This is a genomic window from Mesorhizobium sp. M1163 (assembly GCF_040318415.1).
GTDB lineage: Bacteria > Pseudomonadota > Alphaproteobacteria > Rhizobiales > Rhizobiaceae > Mesorhizobium.
On the sequence record NZ_JAMYMF010000002.1, the window covers coordinates 99494 to 120284 of the forward strand.

Sequence of the window (20791 nt, forward strand, 5' to 3'; positions counted from 1 at the left end):
CCTCACGGCAGCTGCGCGACGAAGGACGCCGAGCTCGACACCGCGCCGAACACGCCGCCCTGCATCTTGATCATCTTGATCGCGGCGAGATGGTTGCCGTAGTCGGTCGCGCCGCAGCAGTCCTCAAGCATCACGCATTCGAAGCCGCGATCATTGGCCTCGCGCATGGTCGTGTGGACGCAGACATCGGTGGTGATGCCGGTCAGCACGATGTTTTCGATGCCGCGCTGGTGCAGGATCAGCTCCAGATCGGTGGCGCAGAACGAGCCCTTGCCCGGCTTGTCGATGATCGGTTCGCCCGCCGCCGGATAGAGGTCGGGGATGATATCCCAGCCTGGTTCGCCGCGCACCAGGATGCGCCCGCAAGGTCCGGGGTCGCCAATGCCGGCATTGATGCGGCGTGAGCGCCAGCGCTTGTTGGCCGGCAGGTCGGCGAGATCGGGCCGGTGGCCCTCGCGCGTGTGGATGATGGTGTAGCCCTGGGCCCGCATGGCTGCAAGCACCGACTTGATCGGCTCGATCGGCGCCCGCACCAGCGAAAGATCGTAGCCCATATGATCGACATAGCCGCCCGGCCCGCAGAAATCGGTCTGCATATCGATGATGATCAGAGCCGTATTGTCCGACCGCAGCTCGCCATTGTAGGGCCATGGATAAGGGTCGGCGTCGATGTAGCGCTGGGTGATCTCGGCTCTGGCGTTCATCGGGAAAACTCCAGTCATTTGGTGATCGACAACTCGCCCGGCGCGCCGGCAAGCGAGCGGCTCGGCGACGAGATGGCGATCATGATGATGAGCGTGAGGATGTAAGGTGCGGCGTAGAAGAGATAGTAGCCCTGCGTTACCCCGACCGATTGCAACGCCGGGCCTAGCGCCCCGGCGCCGCCGAACAACAGTGCCGCGGCAAAGCAGCCGAGCGGGTTCCAGCGTGCGAAGATGACCAGCGCCACCGCCATCAGCCCCTGCCCCGACGAGATGCGTTCGGTCCAGCTGCCGGGGTAATAGAGCGACAGATAGGCGCCGCCGATGCCGGCGAGCGCGCCGCCGACGCCTGTCGCAAGCAGGCGCACGGTGTTGGGATTGAGGCCCATGGCGCGCGCCGCATCGGAGCTGTCGCCGACGACGCGTACGATCAGGCCGGCGCGGGTGTTACGGAAGGCCCACCACAGGAACAGCGCAAGTGCGGCCCCGATCAGGAACAGCACGTTGACGTTGAGCGCCGCCTGCACCTGCGGAATATTCGACCAGCCACCGAAGGCGATGGCCGGCAGGTCTGGCGCCGAGGGCTGGATGAACGGCTTGCCGAAGAAGAAGGCGAGACCCGAGCCGAACAGCATCAGCGCGATGCCGATGGCGATGTCGTTAACCCCGCGGAATTTGCAGATCCAGCCATGGAACAGCCCGAAGCAAAGACCGGCACCGGCGGCAGCCAGCACGCCGAGCCATGGCGAGCCGGTCACCACTGCTACCGCATAGGCGGTCATTGCGCCGAAGACCAGCGTGCCTTCGAGGCCGAGATTGATGCGGCCGGAGCGCTCGGTGATGGCTTCGCCGAGCGACACGAAGATGAACGGCGTCGAGACGCGGATGGCGCCGCCGAGAATGGCGAGCGGCACGCCCCACAGGCCGATCTCGGTCGCGTCCATCAGGAGCCCCTCTTCCACAGATCGGGATTGAAAACCTTGAAGCGGCCGTAAAAGGTTTCGCTGAACAGGATGACCACGAAGAGCATGCCTTGCAGCACCAGCACGGTGGCGTCGGGCAGGTCCATGCGGCGCTGGATCAGCCCGCCGGAAGCGCCGATGCCGCCGAGCAGGAAAGCGACCGGGATGATGGCGAGCGGATTGTGGCGGGCGAGGAAGGCGACGAGGATGCCGGTATAGCCGTAGCCGGCGGCGAGCGAGGCGTTGGCGCTGCCTTGCACGGCGCCGACTTCCAGCATGCCGGCCAGTCCGGCAAAGCCGCCGGCGAGCCCGGTAAAGCCGACGATCAGCGGGCCGACGGCAAGCCCTTGCACCTGGGCCGCCCTGACATTGCCGCCGGCAATGCGGGCGGCAAACCCCCAGCGCGTCTTTTCGATCAACAGCCAGGACAGGACGCAGGCGACGATGCCGACGACAAGGCCCCAGTGCACGTCCATGCCTGGAATGTTGCCGATGCGGTAGGCATCCGCCAGCGGCTCGGTCGAGGGTTTGTTGAGCGAGGCCGGATCGCGCAGCGGCCCTTCGACCAGATGGTTCATCAGCGCGATGGCGATATAGGCCATCAGCAGGCTGGATATGGTTTCGTTGACGGCGCGGTAGTGGCGGAGTGCGCCGACGGCACCTATCCAGATGCCGCCGGCGACCACGCCCGCCACGCCCATCAACAGGATGACCACGAAAGCCGGCGCGCCATTCGCCGCGACGCCGATGGCGGCGGCGGCAACGCCGCCCAGCACGATCGCGCCTTCGCCGCCGATGACGACGAGGCCGAGCCGAGCCGGCAGCGCCACGCAGAGCGCTGCCAGCAAAAGCGGTGCGGCCCGCGACAGCGAGTTCTGGATCGAGAACCAGGAGCCGAAGCCGCCGCGCCACATCGTCACGTAGAGTTGCACCGGTGATTTGCCGACCAGCGCGATGAACAGGCTGAACAGCGCCATGCCGACGATCAGCGCCGCGAGCGGTATGACGAAGGCTTCCGCCCGCCGTGCCACCCATTCGAGTGCCGCCAGATAATTCCTGGCGCCAAACAGCGCTGGTGCGCTCGCGGTACTGACCGTGTCTGCCATGGCCCCGTCTCCGATCCGGTTCAGGCGGTCGAACCGACCACGCCCTCGACGAGGTAGTCCATGCTTTCCAGCTCGAGCGCGGTCTCGACGAAGGCCTGGCCTTCGGTCGCGACGACGACGCCCTTGTTGCTCTTCAACGGACCCTTGATGACGGAAAATCCGCCTTTCATCATTTCGGCCAGCGTGCCGTCGAACTGCTTGCGGGCGGCCTCGCCGACGGCGGGGCCGAGCGGGCTCATCTTGACGAAACCGTCGGCCAGGCCGCCGCGCGTGAAATTGGGAAGTGGCGTGCCGGCCACCAGATCGTCGACGAACATCTTGTAGACCTTGGCCCAGTTCCATTCCGCGCCGGTCAGGTATTTCTCCGGCGCCAGCGGGCTCTGGTTGGCATGATAGCCGCAGATGAAGGCGCCACGCCCGGCCGCCGTCTCGACCACCACCTTGGGGCTGTCGACATGACAGGTGATGACGTCGGCGCCCTGGTCGACCAGCGCATTGGTGGCCTCCGCCTCCTTGACCGCAAGCGACCACTCGCCGGTGAAGATCACCTGGCAGGTGATGGTCGGGTCGACCGAGCGCGCGCCGAGCAGGAAGGAATTGATGTTGAGCAGCACCTGCGGGATCGGCTTTGCCGCGACGAAGCCGAGCTTCTTGGTCTTGCTGGTGTGGCCGGCGACGACGCCGTTCAGATACTGGCCCATGCCGATATAGCCGAAATAGGAACCGGCATTCATCGGATGCTTGTCCTTGTTCCACATGCCGCCGCAATGGCGGAACTGCACGTCGGGGAATTTCGCGCACATGGCCAGCATATGCGGATCGAAATAGCCGAACGAGGTCGGGAATATCAGCGACGCACCGTCGAGATTGATCATCGATTCCATCGTCTTCTGGACGTCGACCGTCTCCGGCACGTTCTCCTCCTCGACAACTGAGATGCCGTCCATACCCTTCAGCGTCGCCGCGCCTTCGGCATGCGCCTGGTTGTAGCCGTAATCGTCCTTTGGCCCGACATAGATGAAGCCGACGGTTGCGGTCGCGGCGAAGGCCCTGCTGATCGGAAACGATGCGGACGCAAGACCGAGCGCCGCTCCGGCGGCGGAAGTCTTGAGCAGGTCGCGGCGGCTAAGCATGAATCGCTCGGTCATGTGAATGCTCCCTCTATGGGGCCTTTGGGGCCGGTTAACACCTCAATGAAAGAAGTGTATGCAATCAGCGTGCCAGTTTCAGAAATTGGATTTATTCAGCAATATCAATGAGTGTGCCGATGTAGCCTGCACGAAGCCGGAGCAATTGCATACACTTTTTGCCTCTAAAACGGCCAATTTGACATGAAGGCTAAAACATAGGCATACAGAGCTGCGGAGGAATCGAAGCCGGTGCGTGGCTTATGGCTGCGCGAAGAGACTGGACGGAGGAGACGTGTCGGCAAAGCGCAATTTGATCAGGTCGGGCACGACCGTCGATCAGATGGTGAGGGCGATCAGCGACCGGATCGTTACCGGTTTCCTGCGTCCCGGCGAAAAACTCGACGAAGCCTCGCTCGCCGCCCGCTTCGACGTCTCACGCACGCCTATCAGGGAAGCGCTCAGCCGGCTCAGCGCCATGGGACTGGTCGAAAGGCGGCCCAACCGCGGCGCCACCGTCGCCGTGATGACGCAGGAGCACCTCGCCTCGATGTTCGAGAGCATGGCCGAGCTTGAAGCGATCTGCGCGCGCTTCTCGGCCGAGCGCATGACGGCCGGCGAACGCCGCACGCTGGAGGCCGAGCACCAGGCCTCGGCGCGCTTCGTGCAGCTCGGTGCCGAAGAAGAGTATGAGCTTTTCAACACCGAATTCCACACCCGGCTCTATCGCGGCGCCCACAGCAAGCACATTTATGAGTTGACCGTCATGACCCGCGGCCGGCTGGCGCCGTTCAGGCGCGCGCAATTCATGCTGCCCGGCCGGCTGGCCCAGTCCTGGCAAGAGCATGACGCCATCGTTACCGCAATCATGCGCGGCGACAGTACGGCCGCCGGAACAGCCGCCAAGGACCATGTCTCGATCGTCAGCGAGGCGAGCGCCGTCTTTGCCATCGGCGACCGCCCTAAAGGCAAGGCCGAGCCGTTTCCGACATCGGCCTCCTAGCCTCAATCGACCAGCACGGCCACCACGGCAGCACAGTCGCCGGCCTTGACCAATCCGGGGAAATGCCGCGCCGCCAACAGACCGGACATCTTGGCCCGGATCTCCTGCGGAGCGCCGCCGGTGCGGCCGATCGAATGGATGCGCGCCAGCACCTGGTTTTCTGCCACCGGCTCGCCGAGATCGATCATGGTTTCGATCATCCCGTCGTCCTCGGCGAACGAGAAGCAATCTCCCGATGGCATGTCGAGCCAGCGGGTCGGCTGCATCTCGACCGCGCCGGCGACGATGCCGGCATGGCGCAGCACATTGAGCACGCCGCGACGCGCGATCCGCACCGTTTCCGCGCGCGAAGTTCCGCCGCCGCCGAGCTCGGTGGTGATGAACAGCTTGCCCATCTCTTCGGCGGCAGTGTCGAACATGCCGACCGCGTCGATCTCCAGCATCTTCATCGACCAGGGTGCCGAGAAAGCTTCAACCGCAGCGAACCCCTTCTCTTCCAGCACCTTGTCGGGCCGGATATGGGCGGCGCAGAACGGCACGAAGTCGAGCGTCTTGCCGCCGGAATGGAAATCGAGCGCGATGTCGGTGCGCGGCAGAAGTTCGCGCTGGAAATAATCGGCGATCTTCTCGGTCACCGTACCGTCGGGCCGGCCGGGAAAGCTGCGGTTGAGATTGCCCTTGTCGATCGGCGAGGTGCGCGTGCCGGCGCGGAACGCCGGATAGTTCATCGCCGGCACGATGATGACCGTGCCGCTGACCTGCTTCGGATCGAGCGTGCGGGCGAGATCGTAAAGCGCCAGCGGCCCCTCATATTCGTCGCCATGATTACCGCCGGTGAGCAACGCACTCGGCCCGTTGCCGTTGCGGATGACGCAGATCGGGATCATCACCGATCCCCAGGCGGAATCGTCACGGCTGTAAGGCAGGCGCAAGAAACCGTGCTGCACGCCGTCGCGCTCGAAATCGACGCTCGGCGTGATCGGTGATGGGCGAAGGCTGGACATCGGGCTCAATTCTTTACCACCAGCTTGCGCGGCACATTGGCCAGGCACTCGACGCCCGTTTCGGTGATCAGGATGGATTCGGTGATCTCCAGCCCCATCGTCTCCAGCCACAGGCCGGTCATGAAATGGAAGGTCATGCCGGGCTTGAGCTCGGTGCGGTCGCCTGGGCGCAGGCTCATCGTGCGTTCGCCCCAGTCCGGCGGATAGGAAAGCCCGATCGGATAGCCGGTACGGTTGTCCTTGACGATGCCGTATCTCTTCAGGACCGCGAAGAAGGCGTTGGCGATGTCCTCGCAGGTGTTGCCGGGCTTGGCCGCGGCAAGTCCCGCCTCCATGCCTTCCAGCGTCGCCTTCTCGGCATCGAGGAATTCCTGCGTCGGTTTGCCGAGGAAGACGGTGCGCGACAGCGGACAATGGTAGCGGTTGTAGCAGCCGGCGATCTCGAAGAAAGTGCCCTCGCCCGATTTCATCGGCCTGTCGTCCCAGGTCAGATGCGGTGCCGATGCATCAGTGCCTGACGGCAGCAGCGGCACGATCGCCGGATAGTCGCCGCCAATGCCGTCGACGCCGCGCGTGCCGGCATCATAGATCTCGGCGACCAGGTCGCATTTGCGCATGCCGACTTCGATCTTGTCGACGATGCGCTGGTGCATCGCTTCGACGATGCGGGCGGCTTTGCGCATGTAGTCGATTTCGGTCGGGCTCTTCACCGCGCGCTGCCAGTTGACCAGTGCCGTGGCATCGACGAAGCGGGCGTTGGGCAAGTGCCTCTGCAGCGATGCGAAGGCAGCGGCCGAGAACCAGTAATTGTCCATCTCGACACCGATGCTGAGCTTGCCCCAGCCGCGATCGGCGAGCACGCTGGACAGAAAATCCATCGGATGGCGCTCGGTCGACTGCACATAGTTGTCGGCATAGCCGACGATGTTGTCGTGCGCGAGATAGGCGGTGCGCTTGGCGCCGTTGGCGTCCTGGCCGCGCCCGTACCACACCGGCTCGCCCGACGGTGGCACGACGACCGCCTGGTGTACGTAGAACGACCAGCCGTCATAGCCGGTCAGCCAGGCCATGTTGGACGGATCGCTGACAACAAGCAGATCGACGCCCTTGGCCGCCATCGCCTTCCGCGTCTTGGCGAGGCGCTCCGCATATTCGCCGCGCGAGAATTTCAAATTAGGCTGCATTGTTCTTGGTCCTCGTTTGTTGGGCCTTGCGGCCGGTATCAGCTTTCGAAAATCGTACCGGTCTTGGCTGCACGCGCACGGTCGCGGGCGAGCGTGGCGATCGCCGTGTCCTGCACGCCGGTGCCGGTCAGATCGGCAATGGTGATGTCGCTGTCCGAACGCCGGCCATGCCTTTCGCCGGCGATGATGTGGCCAAGCTCGGTGATCTCGGCATCGGCCGCCATCACGCCCGCCACGATGGCATGGTGCAGTTCGCCCAGGCGCCGCGTCTGTTTCGCACTGTCGGCGACGTAGAGGTCGGCCATGCGCAGGATCGCCGGCGCGATCTCGTTCTTGTGCTCCGCGTCCGAGCCCATCGCGGTGATGTGCTGGCCGGCGGAGACGAAGCCGGCCTTGATCAGCGGCTCGGTCGACGGCGTCGTGGTGACGATGATGTCGGCATCGGCCGCAGCCTTTGCCGCGTCCGGCTCGGCGTGAACGGCGATGCCCAGTCTTTCGGACAATGCGTCCGCCGCGGCTTCGGCCTTGGCGGCATCCCTTGCCCAGATCCGAGCCTCGGTGATCGACCGCACCAGCATCAGCGCCTCGAGCTGCAGTCCGGCCTGAACACCGGCGCCGAAGATTGCGGCAACGGAGGAGTCCGGACGCGACAGATGTTTGGCGGCGACCGCGCCGGCCGCCGCCGTGCGGATGTCGGTGAGATAGCCATTGTCGAGCAGCAGCGCCTCGACCAGCCCGGTCTTCGCCGACAGCAGCACCATCATGCCGTTGACGCTAGGCAGGCCGAGCTTCGGATTATCGAAAAAGCCGGGGCTGATCTTGATCGCAAAACCGTCGATGCCCGGCACATAGGCGGTCTTGACATCGACCTCGCCGCGATGCTCGGGAATGTCGAGCCGCAGGATCGGCGGCATCGCCACCGGCAAGGTGGCGAGCGCGCGAAACGCGTTCTCGACACAGGCGACGGCATCGAGATCGAGCTTCACGATCTTGCGCAATTCAGCTTCGGTGAGGATCGTCATCCGGCTCATGCTGCGCTCTCCGCAATTGCTTCGCCGCAAATGATCTTGCGGTGCAGTGTCATGTCGATGTTGCGGCCGGACAGCACGAGCACCGTCGGGCCGTTCGCCCCGACCTTGCCGGCAAGCACAGCCGCAATGCCGACCGCGCCGGCGCCTTCGACGATCTCGCGCTCCTGCTCATAAGCATGGCGGATGCCGGCGGCGATCTCGTCCTCGCTGAGCAGGATCACATCATCGAGCAGATCACGGCACATGGCGAAGGTCAGCCGGTTGTCGAGCCCAATGCCGCCGCCGAGCGAGTCGGCCAGCGTCGGCAGTTCCTCGACCGACACCGGATGCCCGGCGTCGAGGCTTGCCTTCATCGCCGCACCGCGCGCCATCGAAACGCCGATGACCCTCGTTGCCGGGCTGACGCCCTTGACGGCAGCGGCAACGCCAGCCGCCAGCCCACCGCCGGAAAGCGGCACCAACACCAGCGCGGCGTCCGCAACTTGTTCCATGATCTCCAGCCCAAGTGTTCCTTGCCCGGCAACGACCGCAGGATGATCGAAAGGCGGCAGCATGATCAGCCCCTCTTCCGCGACCAGCCGTTCGACCTCCCGCTGCGCATCGTCCTGGCTGTTGCCGACGATGCGGATCTCGGCGCCGAGCCGACGGATTTCCTCGAGCTTGTTCTCAGGCACCAGCCGCGACATGCAAATCGTCGCGTGGATGCCTTGCAGTCGAGCGGCATAGGCAAGCGCCCGGCCATGGTTGCCGGTCGAGGCCGCGACGACGCCGCGCGCGCTCTCCTCTTCTGTCAACGAGGCGATAGCGTTCGAGGCACCGCGCAACTTGAAGGCGCCGGTGGTCTGCCGATGTTCGAGCTTGAGATAAACAGGAGCGTCCAAGTGTTGGGAAAGACTCGGGGAAGTGACGGTCGGCGTGCGCTCGACCTTGCCTGCGATGCGCTCGCGTGCGGCGCGGATGTCGGAGAGGCTTATCCTGGACGTGGTCATGGCTCTGCAATCAGTTCAACGGCAGCGTCATCAGGCGGCCGAATTCGGGGCGTGGCTCGTCGTCGCCGCAAAGCCGCAGGCAATTCCAGGCTGTCGCCTGGTTGCTGGTGACGACGGGACGGCCGATGGCTTCTTCCATACCGACAACTGCCAGCGCCGACCGCAGCGCCGTGCAGGACACGAACAGCGCGTCGGCCTGCGGGGCCGTCGCCTCGCGGGCCAGATCGACCAAGGATTTCGGCGCAATCCGCGCCATCTCGCGGTCATCCTCGAAGCCGAGGCAAGTGAAGCTGGCGATCTCGAAACCATGTGCCGCGAAATAGGCCGCCATTGGCCGGCTCGTCTCGACCGTATAGGGGGTGAGGATGCTGATTGTCCTGGCGCCCAGCGCCTTCAGGCCGCGCACTCCGGCCATCGGCGGCGTCACCACCGGCGCGCCGGGTTTCGCGGCCTTCACCGCCGCCTCGATTTCGGCATCGCCGATCACGACGGAGGCCGAGGTGCAGGAATAGCAGATCGCATCGAGCGGTTCGTCAGGAAGGATCAGGGCCGCGCCCGCCGTCAGTGACGGCTGCATCTTGCGCAAATTCTCCGGCGTCGTCGGGTTGGCGTAGGGAATACGCGCGACATAGACGCCGATATGATCGCTTGCCACCATGCGGTGAAAATCCGGTTCGCTCGTATGGTCGGTGGCAAGGATAATCAGGCCGACCCGCTTTTCCAGCGGACGTGCATCGAGCGCTGGACGGGCCGAGCGCAGGCGGATATCGGGTGCAGCGCTCATCGTTCGATCCGCCCATAACGGTGTTCCAGCCAGCGCAGCAGCACCACCGAGAACAGGCTGATGGCGAGGAAGAAGGCGCCGACCAAGGTGATCGGTTCGATATACCGATAATAGGTATTGGCGACGCTCTTGGCCTGGTTCATCAGTTCCAGCACGGTGATCGCCGACAGCAGCGGCGTCTCTTTGAACATGGCGATGAAATAATTGGCAAGCGCCGGGATCATCGGCGGGATCGCCTGCGGCATGATGATGTGCGTCCAGGTCTGCGTGGCGTTCAGATTGCAGGCCTTGGCCGCTTCCCATTGGCCGCGCGGCACATTATCGATGCCGGCGCGGTAGACCTCGGCCGTATAGGTGCCGTAGTGCAGCCCAAGGCCGATGACGCCCGCCACCAGCGGCGGCAACAGGATACCAACGTCCGGCAACACGTAGAAAATGAAATAGAGCTGCACCAATAGCGGCGTGCCGCGGATGAACTCGGCAAGGAAGCCGACCGTGCGCGACAACGCCCTGTTCGGCGAGCGGCGCGCCAGCGCAATGCCCAGCCCAACAATGGCCGCCAGCACCGAGCCGAGCAGCGTCGCCAGGATGGTGATCTTCACCCCCTGGATCAGTGTCGGCAGGATCTGCCGGACAAAATCCCAATCCCATTCCATTACGGAGCCCGATCCATCAGACGCGCACCCCGTCCAGCCCGCGTGCCATGCGGCGTTCCAGCGACCGCACGCCCCATGAGATGAGCAGCGCCAGCACGAAATAGATGACGAGAATGGTGCTGAACGGCACCAGCGTGTTGCCGGTTTGCGAGCGCACCACCTGCGCCTGGAAGGTCAGGTCGGCAAGCGAGATCAGCGAGACGACGGCGGTGGCCTTGAGCAATTCAATGGCGTTGTTGCCGAAGGTCGGCAGCATCACCAGCAAGGCCTGTGGCAGGATGATATGGCGCATGGCTTGCCAGCGGCCGAGGTTGAGCGCGGTGCAGGCCTCGTATTGTTCGCGGCCGATCGACTTGATGGCGCCGCGCACCACTTCCGCCGCATAGGCCCCGACATTCAGGCCCAGCGCCAGCACGCCGGCCTGCAGCGGCGTCAGCGAGATGCCGGCGAAAGGCAGCACGAAATAGGCCCAGAACAGCTGCACGAAAATCGAGGTGCCGCGGAAGAACTCGATATAGGCGGTGGCCAACGCGCGCAGCACAAAAAACCGCGACAGCCGCCCCAGCCCGGCAAGAAAGGCCATGACCAAGGCCAGCACCGATCCCATCAGCGTCAGCTCGACGGTGACAAGCGCTCCTTGCAATATCAGGCCGAAATAGCCGGACCACTGGGTCATTGGTCGAAAGGGCTCCGCATTGAATATTTGGCGAGGCGATCACTTCAGCGTCCTTCTCCCCGTTCACGGGGAGAAGATGCCGGCAGGCAGATGAGGGGCAGAGCCAATCTGTCAAAAGCTGGCGTCGCCCCTCATCCGGCCCTTCGGGCCACCTTCTCCCCGTGAACGGGGAGAAGGAAAACGCGCCTACTTCGCCGAGCAGAGCTTGTCGCGCGTCGTCGACATCGCCGCCGCCGCCGAGAAGCCGTAGGGTTCGATGATCTTGGCGAACTCGCCGGACTTCTTCAGCTTCGCCAGCTCGACATCATAGGCATCACGTAGCGCTTCGTCGCCCTTCTTGAAGGCCGCGCCATCGCAATAGACCGGCGCACCGACCACCGGCGCGATGACTTCGAGGTTCGGATCATTGGCTTTCTTGACCAGGTCGTTGATTGACAGCACGGGCAGCGAATAGGCATCGATGCGGCCGTCCTGCAGCATCTTCACGCCGCTCTGGCCGTCCGGTACGACAATGACGCGCTCACGCGGTACACCTGCGGTGAGCGCCAGCTTTTCCTCAGTGCCGCCACCCGGCGCGCCGATCGTCGCGCTCGTGTCCTTGGCGACATCCTCGTAGCTCTTGAAGCCCTTCGGATTGCCCTTCTTCACCAGCATCGCCTCGGCGTCGCACAGCACCGGCTCCGAATACACGACCGCAGCACAACGTTCCGGCTTCATGAACAGGCCGGCGGTGACGACGTCGAAACGGCCGGCCTGCAGGCCAGGGATCATGGCGCCATATTCCGAGATCGAGGCGACGATATCGTTGACGCCAAGGCGTTTGAAGATTTCCCGGGCAACGTCAGGCGCCGCACCCGAAACCTTGCCGTCGGCAGCGACCGCCGTATAGGGCGGCTCGTTGGCGATGGCGACGCGGGCAAAGCCTTGCGCCTTGAGCTCTTCGAGCTTGCTGTCATCGGCCGAGCCGGCCGTCGAGGCGGCCAGCACCGCCGTCAGCGCAATACCGGCGACGCCGGCCAAAATGGCAAATTTCTTCATTGTTCCCAACTCCTTGTTTGTCTGTCTTCTTGGCTTGCTTGAGGCGACGCTGCCTCGCATGGCAGTCAGACCCGATGTCCGGCCGCAATGATCTTCTTCAGGAAACCTTGCGTGCGCTCCTGTTTGGGATGGCGGAAAATCTCGTCGGGCTTGCCTTCCTCGACTATTCTGCCGCGATCGAAGAACAGCACCCGGTCGGCGAAGTCATGGGCGAAACCCATCTCGTGGGTGACCAGCAGCATGGTCATATCGGTCTCGGCGGCGAGCTTGCGCATGACGTTGAGCACCTCGTCGACGAGTTCCGGGTCGAGCGCCGAGGTGACCTCGTCGAACAGCATGATCTTCGGCGACAGCGCCAGCGCCCGGGCAATCGCGACGCGCTGCTTCTGGCCGCCGGACAGCTGCGCCGGCATCGCCTTGGCCTTGTCGACCATGCCGACCATGTCGAGCAGCTCCATCGCCCGCTTTTCGGCGGCGGCCCGCGGCATGGCTTTGGTCAGCATCGGTGCCAGCGTCACATTGTCGATGACGCATTTGTGCGGAAACAGATTGAACAGTTGGAAGACCATGCCGATCTTCTGGCGCATCTTTGCCAAATGCCGTTCATCCGCCGTCAGCAGCCGGCCGTTGCGCTCCATATGGTACAACTGCTCGCCGTCGACCTGGATGTGGCCGCTGTCAATGCGCTCGAGCGTCATCAGGATGCGCAGGATCGTCGTCTTGCCCGAACCCGACGGGCCGATCAGCGCCAGCTTCTCGCCGGGCACGACTTGCATCGAGAGGCCATCCAGCACCTTGAAGGTGCCGAAGCTTTTCGAAATGCCGTCGATCTTGATGATGGGCGCCGACAATGAATTTCCCGTGCTGGAGAAGCTGTGCCTTTAACGATGCGGATCGCGGCAAATCATGTCAATCAAGAAAATAATATCATGACAATATTTCGGACTCCGCACAATTCCCCGCCAATTGTTGCTTAGATCGCAAGCAGGAGATGCTCGGGATCGCCGAGCAGAAGCTTGGTGACAACGCCGAGACCGGCACGCAGTTCCCCCTCCGTGGTCGAGCCCAGCGAAATCCGCACGGCTGGATGCCAAGGCATCTGCGAAATGCGAAACGACGTGCCGGGCGCGATCGCCACGCCCTGCAGGCGGGCCTGGGAAACAAAGCCTTCCTCGCCGCGATCATCGGGCAGTTGCAGCCAGACATGCAGCCCGTCGCGATGAGCCCGATAGTCCACTCCGGCGAGCGCCTCGGCGGCGATGTCCAGACGCCGCCGCAAAGCCATCCGCTGCCATCGAACGAGTTCCATCGCGGTGCCGTCGGTCACCCATTTGGTGGCGATCTCGGCCACCAGCGGCGTCGCCATCCAGTTCGAGACGAGGTGGCGGTTGGCAACCGCGGCGACATAACGATCGGGTGCCGCGAGATAGCCGATGCGCAGGCCCGGCACCACGATCTTGGTGAAGGAGGTGACGTAGAGCGTGCGCTCGGGTGCAAACGCCGCGACCGGCGGCGGCCGGTCCTCGACCAGCGGGCCGAGGACGTCGTTTTCGATAATGGCGATGTCATGCCTGCGCGCAACGGCGGCAATCTGTTCGCGCCGGGCGGCGTCCATCAGCGTCGCCGTAGGGTTGATCACCGAGGGCTGCACGAACACCGCGCGGATGTCCGACAGCCGGCAGGCCTCGTCCAGCGCTTCCGGGATCAGCCCATTGTCGTCGATCGGCAAACCCTCGAGGTTGAAACCGAGATAACGCGCCAGCGGGATCAGTGTGTGATGGCCGATCGCCTCGGTGGCGACGGTCGAACCGGGCGGCGCCACGCTCATCAGCGCCACTGTCATCCCTGCGGTGGCGCCGTTGGTCAGGCTGATGTTCTGCGGCGACGCGTCGAGGCCGCAGAAGCGTAGCCACTCGACACCCACCGCGCGGTGGCGCGGGAACACCATGTTCGGCCTGAACGACAGCGCCGAGCTCGACGGCAGGTTTTCGGCCAGCCAGCCCAGCGCCTGCTTCAGCCGCTCCAGATGCATCGGTTCGCAGACCGGCTTCAGGATAGAGAGGTCGATGACCTCACCCAGCCGCTCCGGCAAATAGGGCGGCTCCGGCTCGCGGCGCTGCGTCTGCACGAAGCTGCCGCGGCCGACCTCGCCGGACACCAGCCCGCGGCGGATCAGCTCCTCATAGGCGCGGCTGACCGTCTGCACGGAAAGTTGGAGATCGTCGGCCAACTGCCGGTGTGTCGGCAACCGAGCGCCATTGGCCAGGCGCCCGTCATGGATGGCCCGCGCGAACTGGTCGGCGAGCGATTGGTAGGCCGGCCGCCGGATAAGAGCGGGATCTGGTCGCCATAATGTCATGACTTATTAGAGATCGAAATCAGTGCAATTGACAATCGAAATAATGCGCCATCATGGTGTCCGGCACTGGAAGTGGACGATCATGGCTGCAGCGAAACTCGATCCGATCGACCTGAAAATCCTCGACGCCATCCAGCGCGACGGGCGCATCACCAAGCTGGCGCTGGCCGAGAAGGTCGGCCTGTCGCCGACGCCGTGCTGGATGCGGCTGCGCAAGCTGGAAAAGGCCGGCATCGTCTCCGGCTATCACGCCAGGATCGCCATGCGTGCCATCGCGCCGGTCGCCACCGTGCTGATGGAGGTGACGCTGGCCAGCCACCGCCAGGCCGATTTCGACCGTTTCGAGCGCGTCGTCCGCGACATCCCCGAGATCGTCGCCTGCTGGTCTGTCGGTGGCGGCGTCGATTACCTGCTGAAGGTGATGGCCCGCGACATCGACGCCTATCAGCGGCTGGTTGACACTCTGCTCGAACGCGAGATCGGCATAGACCGCTATTTCACCTACATCGTCACCAAGACGGTGAAGGAGGAGAGTGTGCTGCCAGTGGCCGATCTGCTGCCCGCATCTTCCTGATACAGGAGAGATCGTCTGCCCGGGCGATGCAATAGAGACAATCTCTCTACGTGCAGGCACCGAAACAGCCTCTCTGTTTGCGCGGCAGAGATAGTCTTGCGGCATCACCCGAACCGGGAGCCCGATGATGTCCGCACATTTTGCCCGCTCGCAGCGCCATGAAGCGCTTGATCGCCTCGCCGACCGACGGCTGCTGCGCGAACTCGCCTATGTCGATGGCCACTGGACGGCAAGCGAGACCGCGGAGAGTTTCGAGGTGAGCGATCCGGCCACCGGATCCACCGTCGCCTTCGTTGCCGCGCTCGATGCCCGGCAGACCACATTGGCGATCGATGCGGCATCGCGCGCCTTTCCTGCCTGGCGCGCATTGCTGCCGCAGGAACGGTCCAAAATACTGCGAAAATGGTTCGATCTGATCATCGCCGCCAAAAATGACCTGGCGCTGCTGATGACGCTAGAACAAGGCAAGCCGCTGAAGGAATCGCTCGGCGAGATAGACTACGCCGCCTCTTTTGTCGAATGGTATGCCGAGGAGACCAAACGCCTCAACGCCGAAAGCGTCACCAGTCATCTGCCGGGCGCGGAGATGATGGTGCGGCGCGAGCCGCTCGGCGTCGTCGGCGTGGTCACGCCGTGGAATTTTCCAGCGGCCATGCTGACCCGCAAGGCGGCTGCCGCTCTTGCCGCCGGCTGTACCATCGCCGCGCACCCTTCCTCGGAAACGCCGCTGTCCGCACTGGCGCTGGCCGAGCTTGGCGAACGTGCCGGCCTGCCGGCTGGCGTGTTCAACGTCCTCACCGGCAAGGCTTCGACCATCGTTGGGCGGATGTGCGAAGACCCGCGCGTTCGCGCCATGAGCTTCACCGGCTCGACCGAGGTCGGCAGGTTGATCGCCGCGCAGAGTGCGCCGACGATGAAGCGTCTGGTGATGGAGCTCGGCGGTCATGCGCCGCTGATCGTCTTCGCCGACGCCGATTTCGACAAGGCTGTGGCCATCGCGGTCGACGCCAAATTCGCCACCTCCGGCCAGGACTGCCTCGCCGCCAACCGCATCTATGTCCAGCGTCCGCTATACGATCGGTTCTGCGCTGCTTTCGCCAAACGCGTCCAGGCATTGCGGGCCGGCAATGGCCTGGCTGACGACACCGAAATCGGACCCTTGATGCATGAACGCGCCGCCAAGAAGGTCGAGGAGCAGGTGGCCGATGCGCTCGCCAAAGGCGCGCGCTGCCTGACCGGCGGCAAGCGCCATCCGGCCGGGCCGCTGTTTTACCAGCCGACCGTGCTTGCCGACGTTGGAGACGACGCTTTGATCATGCGCGAGGAGACCTTCGGTCCGGTTGCGGCAGTGACGCCTTTCGACAGCGAGGACGAGGTCATCGCCCGCGCCAACGCCACCGAATACGGCCTGGTTGCCTATGTCGTGACTGAGAATGGCGGCAGGCAATTGCGCATGGGTCGCGCGCTCGACTATGGCATGGTCGCCATCAACCGCGTCAAGATCACCGGCGCGCCGATCCCCTTCGGCGGCGTCAAGCAGTCCGGCATCGGCCGCGAGGGCTCGCGTCACGGGCTCGAAGCCTTTACCGATCTCAAATATCTCTGCCTCGACGTTGCGTGAGCCGCGCCCGACACATTTTTCTCAGGAGTAAAAAAATGCTCGACCAGTCAAACGAACTCGCCGCCTGGGATCGCGATCACTTCTTCCATCCCTCGACCCATATGGGCACCCATGCGCGTGGCGAGAGCCCGACGCGTGTGATTGCCGGTGGCGAAGGCGTCACCATCTGGGACAATACCGGTAAGAAGAGCATCGACGCCTTCGCCGGGCTCTACTGCGTCAATGTCGGCTATGGCCGCCAGAAGATCGCCGACGCCATCGCCGCACAGGCCAAGAACCTCGCCTATTACCATGCCTATGTCGGCCACGGCACCGAGGCATCGATCACGCTTTCCAAGATGATCATCGACCGCGCGCCGCAAGGCATGTCGAGGGTCTATTTCGGGCTCTCCGGTTCCGACGCCAACGAAACCAACATCAAGCTGATCTGGTACTACAACAACGTGCTCGGCCGGCCCGAGAAGAAGAAGATCATCTCGCGCTGGCGCGGTTATCACGGCTCCGGCATCATGACCGGATCGCTGACCGGCCTCGACCTTTTCCACAACGCCTTCGACCTGCCGCGTGCGCCGGTCCTGCACACCGAGGCGCCCTACTATTTCCGCCGCGCCGACCGCTCGCTGAGCGAGGAGCAGTTTTCGCAATACTGCGCCGACAAGCTCGAGGAGATGATCCTGGCCGAAGGGCCGGAAACGGTCGCCGCCTTCATCGGCGAGCCGATCCTCGGCACCGGCGGCATCGTGCCGCCGCCGGCCGGCTACTGGGAGAAGATCCAGGCGGTGCTGAAGAAGTACGACGTGCTGCTGGTTGCCGACGAGGTCGTCACCGGCTTCGGCCGGCTGGGCACCATGTTCGGCTCCGACCATTACGGCATCAAGCCCGACCTGATTACCATCGCCAAAGGCCTGACCTCGGCCTATGCGCCGCTCTCCGGAGTCATCGTCTCCGACAAGGTCTGGCAGGTGCTGGTGCAGGGTTCCGACAAGCTCGGCTCGCTCGGCCATGGCTGGACCTATTCGGCGCATCCGATCTGCGTCGCCGCCGGCGTCGCCAACCTGGAACTGATCGACGAGATGGACCTGGTACGGAACGCCGGCGAGACCGGCGCCTATTTCCGCGCCGAGCTGACGAAAGCCGTCGGTGGCCACAAAAACGTCGGCGAGGTGCGCGGCGACGGCATGCTGGCGGCAATCGAGTTCGTCGCCGACAAGAACGATCGCGTGTTCTTCGATGCCTCGCAGAAGATCGGTCCGCAGATCGCGACCGCGCTTGCGGCAAGCGGCGTCATCGGCCGCGCCATGCCGCAGGGCGACATTCTCGGTTTTGCGCCGCCGCTCTGCCTGACGCGGGAAGAGGCAGACATCGTCGTCTCCAAGACGGCCGATGCGGTGAAGAGCGTGTTTGCCAACATCTGAAGAACCGACATGCCAACATCTGAAGAACCGACATGAATGCCATGACCAAGACCATCCCCGCCACCATGGCCGCCGTGCAGTTGATCGGGCACGGCGGACCGGAAAAGCTCGTCTACCGCACCGACGTCAAAGTACCCTCGCCCGCCCCGGGTGAGGTGCTGGTCAAGGTCACCGCTTGCGGTATGAACAACACCGATGTCTGGGTGCGACAGGGCGCGTATGGCACTGAGGAGGATGCCGCCGCTGTGTCGACCTGGCGTCGACAGGGCAATACGCTGACCTTCCCGCGCATCCAGGGCACCGACACGGTCGGCAACATCGTTGCCGTCGGCGACGGCGTGTCGCGGGCCCGCATCGGCGAGCGGGTGATGGTCGATTTCTCTATCTACAATCGCGACGACGATTCATTGGCCGACATCGACTATATGGGCCATGGCCGCGACGGCGGCTATGCCGAATACCAGACAGTGCCTGCCGAGAACGCCCATGTCGTCGACACCGATCTTAGCGATGTCGAGCTCGCCACTTTCTGCTGCGCCTATCTCACCGGCGAGCAGATGCTGGAACGCGCCGCGTTGAAAGCCGGCGAGCGTGTGCTGGTCACCGGCGCCTCGGGCGGCGTCGGCTCCGGCATCGTGCAGCTGGCGCGGGCGCGCGGCGCCATTCCCTATGCAATTGCCGGCAAGGGCAAGGAACAGGCCGTGCGTGACATCGGCGCCGAGGCGGTGATCACCCGTGGCGTTGCCGATCTGCCGGCCGCCGTTCGCGCGGCGACCGGGGGCCAGCCGATCGACGTCGTCGCCGATCTGGTCGGCGGCACGATCTTCAACGACCTCCTGCGCATCTTGAGGCCGGAAGGCCGCTATACCACGGCTGGTGCAATTGCCGGCCCCGTCGTGCAGCTAGATCTGCGCACCATGTATCTGAAACAGCTGCAACTGCATGGCTCGAGCCAGGGCACACGGGCGGATTTCCGCCGCATCGTGCGCTACATCGAGGAGAAGAAGATCCGGCCGCTGGTCGGCGGCGTCTACAAGCTGTCCGATTTCCATCGCGCCCAAGCCGATTTCATCGCCAAGGGTTTCGTTGGCAAGCTGGTCGTCGTGCCGGATGCGGTCGGCATCGCTAAATAGCGCGATCAGCTTGGCGATCGGACCTGCTTGACGGCAGCCTCGAGCGATCTTTCAAACGCGTCGATCACCTGGTCGACCTGCGGCTCGGTGATGATCAGCGGCGGGCAGAAAGCAAGCGCATCGCCCATATTGCGCGAGATGACGCCGTTCTGCTGCATGAAGCCGTTGACGAGCCCGCCCAGTTCACCGGTCTTCCCCCACGGCGCCTTGTTCGCCTTGTCGCCGACCAGTTCGACCGCCGCGATCAGGCCGATGCCGCGCACCTCGCCGACAAGCGGGTGCGAAGCGAGCGTGCGCAGCCGCTTCTGCATATGCGCGCCGACCGCACGCGCATTGCCGACAAGGTCGCGCTCCTCGATCAGCTTCAGGTTCTCGAGCGCGACCGCTGCCGCAACAGGATGGCCGCCGCCGGTGAAGCCGTGGCCGAAGGTGCCGATACGATTGCTTTCGTCGGCAATCGGCTGGAACACCTTGTCGTTGATCAGCAAGGCCGAGATCGGCAGATAGGACGAAGAGATCTGTTTCGACAGCACCATGATGTCGGGCCTGATGCCGAAGGTCTGCGAGCCGAACATCTCACCTGTCCTGCCGAAGCCGCAGATCACCTCGTCGGCGACCAGCAGGATGTCGTATCTCGACAGCACCGCCTGGATCTTTTCCCAGTAGCCGGAAGGCGGAACAATGACGCCGCCAGCACCCATGATCGGTTCGCCGAAGAAGGCGGCGATGGTTTCCGGTCCTTCGGCCAGGATCAGCTTTTCCAGCTCGTCGGCGAGCCCGCTCGAAAACTGCTCTTCGTTTTCACCCGGCAGCGCCTCGCGCCAATGGTGCGGTGTCGAGGTATGCAGCACATTGGCGATCGGCAGATCGAACGAGATGTGGTTGTTGGGCAGTCCGGTCAGGCTCGCCGAGGCAATGGTGACGCCGTGATAGCCCTTCTTGCGGCTGACGATCTTCTTGCGCGCCGGCTGGCCGAGCGCATTCGACCGGTACCAGATCATCTTCATGGCCGTATCGTTGGCCTCGGAGCCGGAATTGGTGAAATACGCCTTGCTCATCGGCACCGGCGCCATCTGCACCAGTCTCTCGGCAAGATCGATCAGCGGTGAATGCGATTTGGAGCCGAAGTCGTGATAGTAAGGCAGCTTCGACATTTGCCGTACCGCCGCATCGACCAGCCGCCTCTCCGAAAAACCGACCGCGACGCTCCAAAGCCCGGCCATCGCCTCGATATAGCGGTTGCCGGCGAGGTCCTCGACATAGATGCCGTCGCCCTTCTCGATGACGAGCGGCCCTGCCTCCTGATGCTTGCGGGCGTTGGTGTAGCCATGCATGTGAAAGCTTATGTCGCGGGCTTCGGGGGAGTTCGGTCGTGCGTCCATGATGGCTCCTGTGTGGGTCCGCATCGGCAGGCCCCGTGCATTATGC

20 protein-coding genes are annotated in these 20791 nt (G+C 64.0%); 5 read left to right on the plus strand and 15 right to left on the minus strand.

The window, feature by feature from the left end; translation table 11 throughout:
• Positions 1–2: 2 nt before the first annotated feature.
• The 4 genes from biuH to NKH43_RS02590 are packed head-to-tail and all read right to left on the minus strand — an operon-like array spanning position 3 to position 3917.
• Positions 3–704 (minus strand): biuret amidohydrolase, encoded by a 702-nt coding sequence (biuH, locus tag NKH43_RS02575; RefSeq protein WP_023720643.1) that lies wholly within the window; start codon positions 702–704, stop codon positions 3–5.
• Between the two features lie 14 nt (positions 705–718).
• Entirely contained in the window at positions 719–1645 is a 927-nt protein-coding gene (locus NKH43_RS02580; RefSeq protein ID WP_352856428.1) for an ABC transporter permease, read from the minus strand.
• Complete coding sequence (locus tag NKH43_RS02585) at positions 1645–2769, minus strand: ABC transporter permease (protein WP_352856430.1); 1125 nt, start codon at positions 2767–2769, stop codon at positions 1645–1647. Before NKH43_RS02585 ends, NKH43_RS02580 begins: the two co-directional genes overlap by 1 nt.
• A gap of 20 nt (positions 2770–2789) precedes the next feature.
• The gene (locus NKH43_RS02590) at positions 2790–3917 is read right to left on the minus strand and encodes a BMP family ABC transporter substrate-binding protein (protein ID WP_352856432.1); all 1128 of its coding nucleotides are present in this window, start codon (positions 3915–3917) and stop codon (positions 2790–2792) included.
• Between the two features lie 322 nt (positions 3918–4239).
• On the opposite strand from NKH43_RS02590, the gene NKH43_RS02595 reads away from it, so the two are divergent.
• Positions 4240–4899 carry a GntR family transcriptional regulator gene (locus NKH43_RS02595; RefSeq protein WP_352589645.1) on the plus strand — a complete coding sequence of 220 codons (660 nt, stop codon included), beginning with the start codon at positions 4240–4242 and terminating at the stop codon, positions 4897–4899.
• 2 nt (positions 4900–4901) lie between these two features.
• On the opposite strand, the gene doeB is transcribed toward NKH43_RS02595, so the two are convergent.
• The 10 genes from doeB to ehuR all read right to left on the minus strand — a co-directional run bounded on the left by doeB (position 4902) and on the right by ehuR (position 14620).
• Positions 4902–5903, minus strand: a complete 1002-nt coding sequence (gene doeB / locus NKH43_RS02600) for a N(2)-acetyl-L-2,4-diaminobutanoate deacetylase DoeB (RefSeq protein ID WP_352484021.1) — start codon at positions 5901–5903, stop codon at positions 4902–4904.
• A 5-nt stretch (positions 5904–5908) separates the two neighbouring features.
• Positions 5909–7087, minus strand: coding sequence for an ectoine hydrolase DoeA (gene doeA / locus NKH43_RS02605; protein ID WP_352484022.1), 1179 nt, complete (start codon positions 7085–7087; stop codon positions 5909–5911).
• A gap of 38 nt (positions 7088–7125) precedes the next feature.
• Complete coding sequence (locus tag NKH43_RS02610; protein WP_352484023.1) at positions 7126–8118, minus strand: cyclodeaminase; 993 nt, start codon at positions 8116–8118, stop codon at positions 7126–7128.
• On the minus strand, positions 8115–9107 hold the full coding sequence (gene eutB / locus NKH43_RS02615) for a hydroxyectoine utilization dehydratase EutB (RefSeq protein WP_352484024.1): 993 nt from the start codon (positions 9105–9107) through the stop codon (positions 8115–8117). Before eutB ends, NKH43_RS02610 begins: the two co-directional genes overlap by 4 nt.
• 10 nt (positions 9108–9117) lie before the next feature.
• Entirely contained in the window at positions 9118–9891 is a 774-nt protein-coding gene (gene eutA / locus NKH43_RS02620) for an ectoine utilization protein EutA (protein WP_352856435.1), read from the minus strand.
• A complete protein-coding gene (gene ehuD, locus NKH43_RS02625) occupies positions 9888–10547 on the minus strand; it encodes an ectoine/hydroxyectoine ABC transporter permease subunit EhuD (protein WP_352856437.1) in 660 nt (219 codons plus the stop codon). The genes eutA and ehuD overlap by 4 nt, the downstream gene beginning before the upstream one ends.
• Positions 10548–10563: 16 nt before the next feature.
• Positions 10564–11223, minus strand: a complete 660-nt coding sequence (gene ehuC / locus NKH43_RS02630) for an ectoine/hydroxyectoine ABC transporter permease subunit EhuC (protein WP_352856439.1) — start codon at positions 11221–11223, stop codon at positions 10564–10566.
• A 186-nt stretch (positions 11224–11409) separates the two neighbouring features.
• Positions 11410–12261, minus strand: a complete 852-nt coding sequence (gene ehuB / locus NKH43_RS02635; RefSeq protein WP_023720655.1) for an ectoine/hydroxyectoine ABC transporter substrate-binding protein EhuB — start codon at positions 12259–12261, stop codon at positions 11410–11412.
• A gap of 65 nt (positions 12262–12326) precedes the next feature.
• Complete coding sequence (ehuA, locus tag NKH43_RS02640) at positions 12327–13112, minus strand: ectoine/hydroxyectoine ABC transporter ATP-binding protein EhuA (RefSeq protein ID WP_352856441.1); 786 nt, start codon at positions 13110–13112, stop codon at positions 12327–12329.
• Between the two features lie 122 nt (positions 13113–13234).
• Positions 13235–14620 carry a MocR-like ectoine utilization transcription factor EhuR gene (gene ehuR, locus NKH43_RS02645; RefSeq protein WP_352856443.1) on the minus strand — a complete coding sequence of 462 codons (1386 nt, stop codon included), beginning with the start codon at positions 14618–14620 and terminating at the stop codon, positions 13235–13237.
• A gap of 82 nt (positions 14621–14702) precedes the next feature.
• Here ehuR and NKH43_RS02650 point away from each other — a divergent pair, with 82 nt between their 5' ends.
• The 4 genes from NKH43_RS02650 (at position 14703) to NKH43_RS02665 (ending at position 19363) form a co-directional block, all read left to right on the plus strand.
• On the plus strand, positions 14703–15194 hold the full coding sequence (locus NKH43_RS02650; RefSeq protein ID WP_352856445.1) for an Lrp/AsnC family transcriptional regulator: 492 nt from the start codon (positions 14703–14705) through the stop codon (positions 15192–15194).
• Positions 15195–15321: 127 nt separating this feature from the next.
• Positions 15322–16815: an NAD-dependent succinate-semialdehyde dehydrogenase gene (locus NKH43_RS02655; protein WP_352856447.1), complete on the plus strand. Its 1494-nt coding sequence runs from the start codon at positions 15322–15324 to the stop codon at positions 16813–16815.
• A 35-nt stretch (positions 16816–16850) separates the two neighbouring features.
• Positions 16851–18230 (plus strand): aspartate aminotransferase family protein, encoded by a 1380-nt coding sequence (locus NKH43_RS02660; RefSeq protein WP_352494465.1) that lies wholly within the window; start codon positions 16851–16853, stop codon positions 18228–18230.
• Between the two features lie 32 nt (positions 18231–18262).
• Positions 18263–19363 (plus strand): alcohol dehydrogenase family protein, encoded by a 1101-nt coding sequence (locus NKH43_RS02665; RefSeq protein ID WP_352856449.1) that lies wholly within the window; start codon positions 18263–18265, stop codon positions 19361–19363.
• 5 nt (positions 19364–19368) lie between these two features.
• Here the strand turns inward: NKH43_RS02665 and NKH43_RS02670 are convergent, their stop codons facing one another.
• A complete protein-coding gene (locus NKH43_RS02670; protein WP_352856451.1) occupies positions 19369–20745 on the minus strand; it encodes an aspartate aminotransferase family protein in 1377 nt (458 codons plus the stop codon).
• Between the last annotated feature and the right edge of the window lie 46 nt (positions 20746–20791).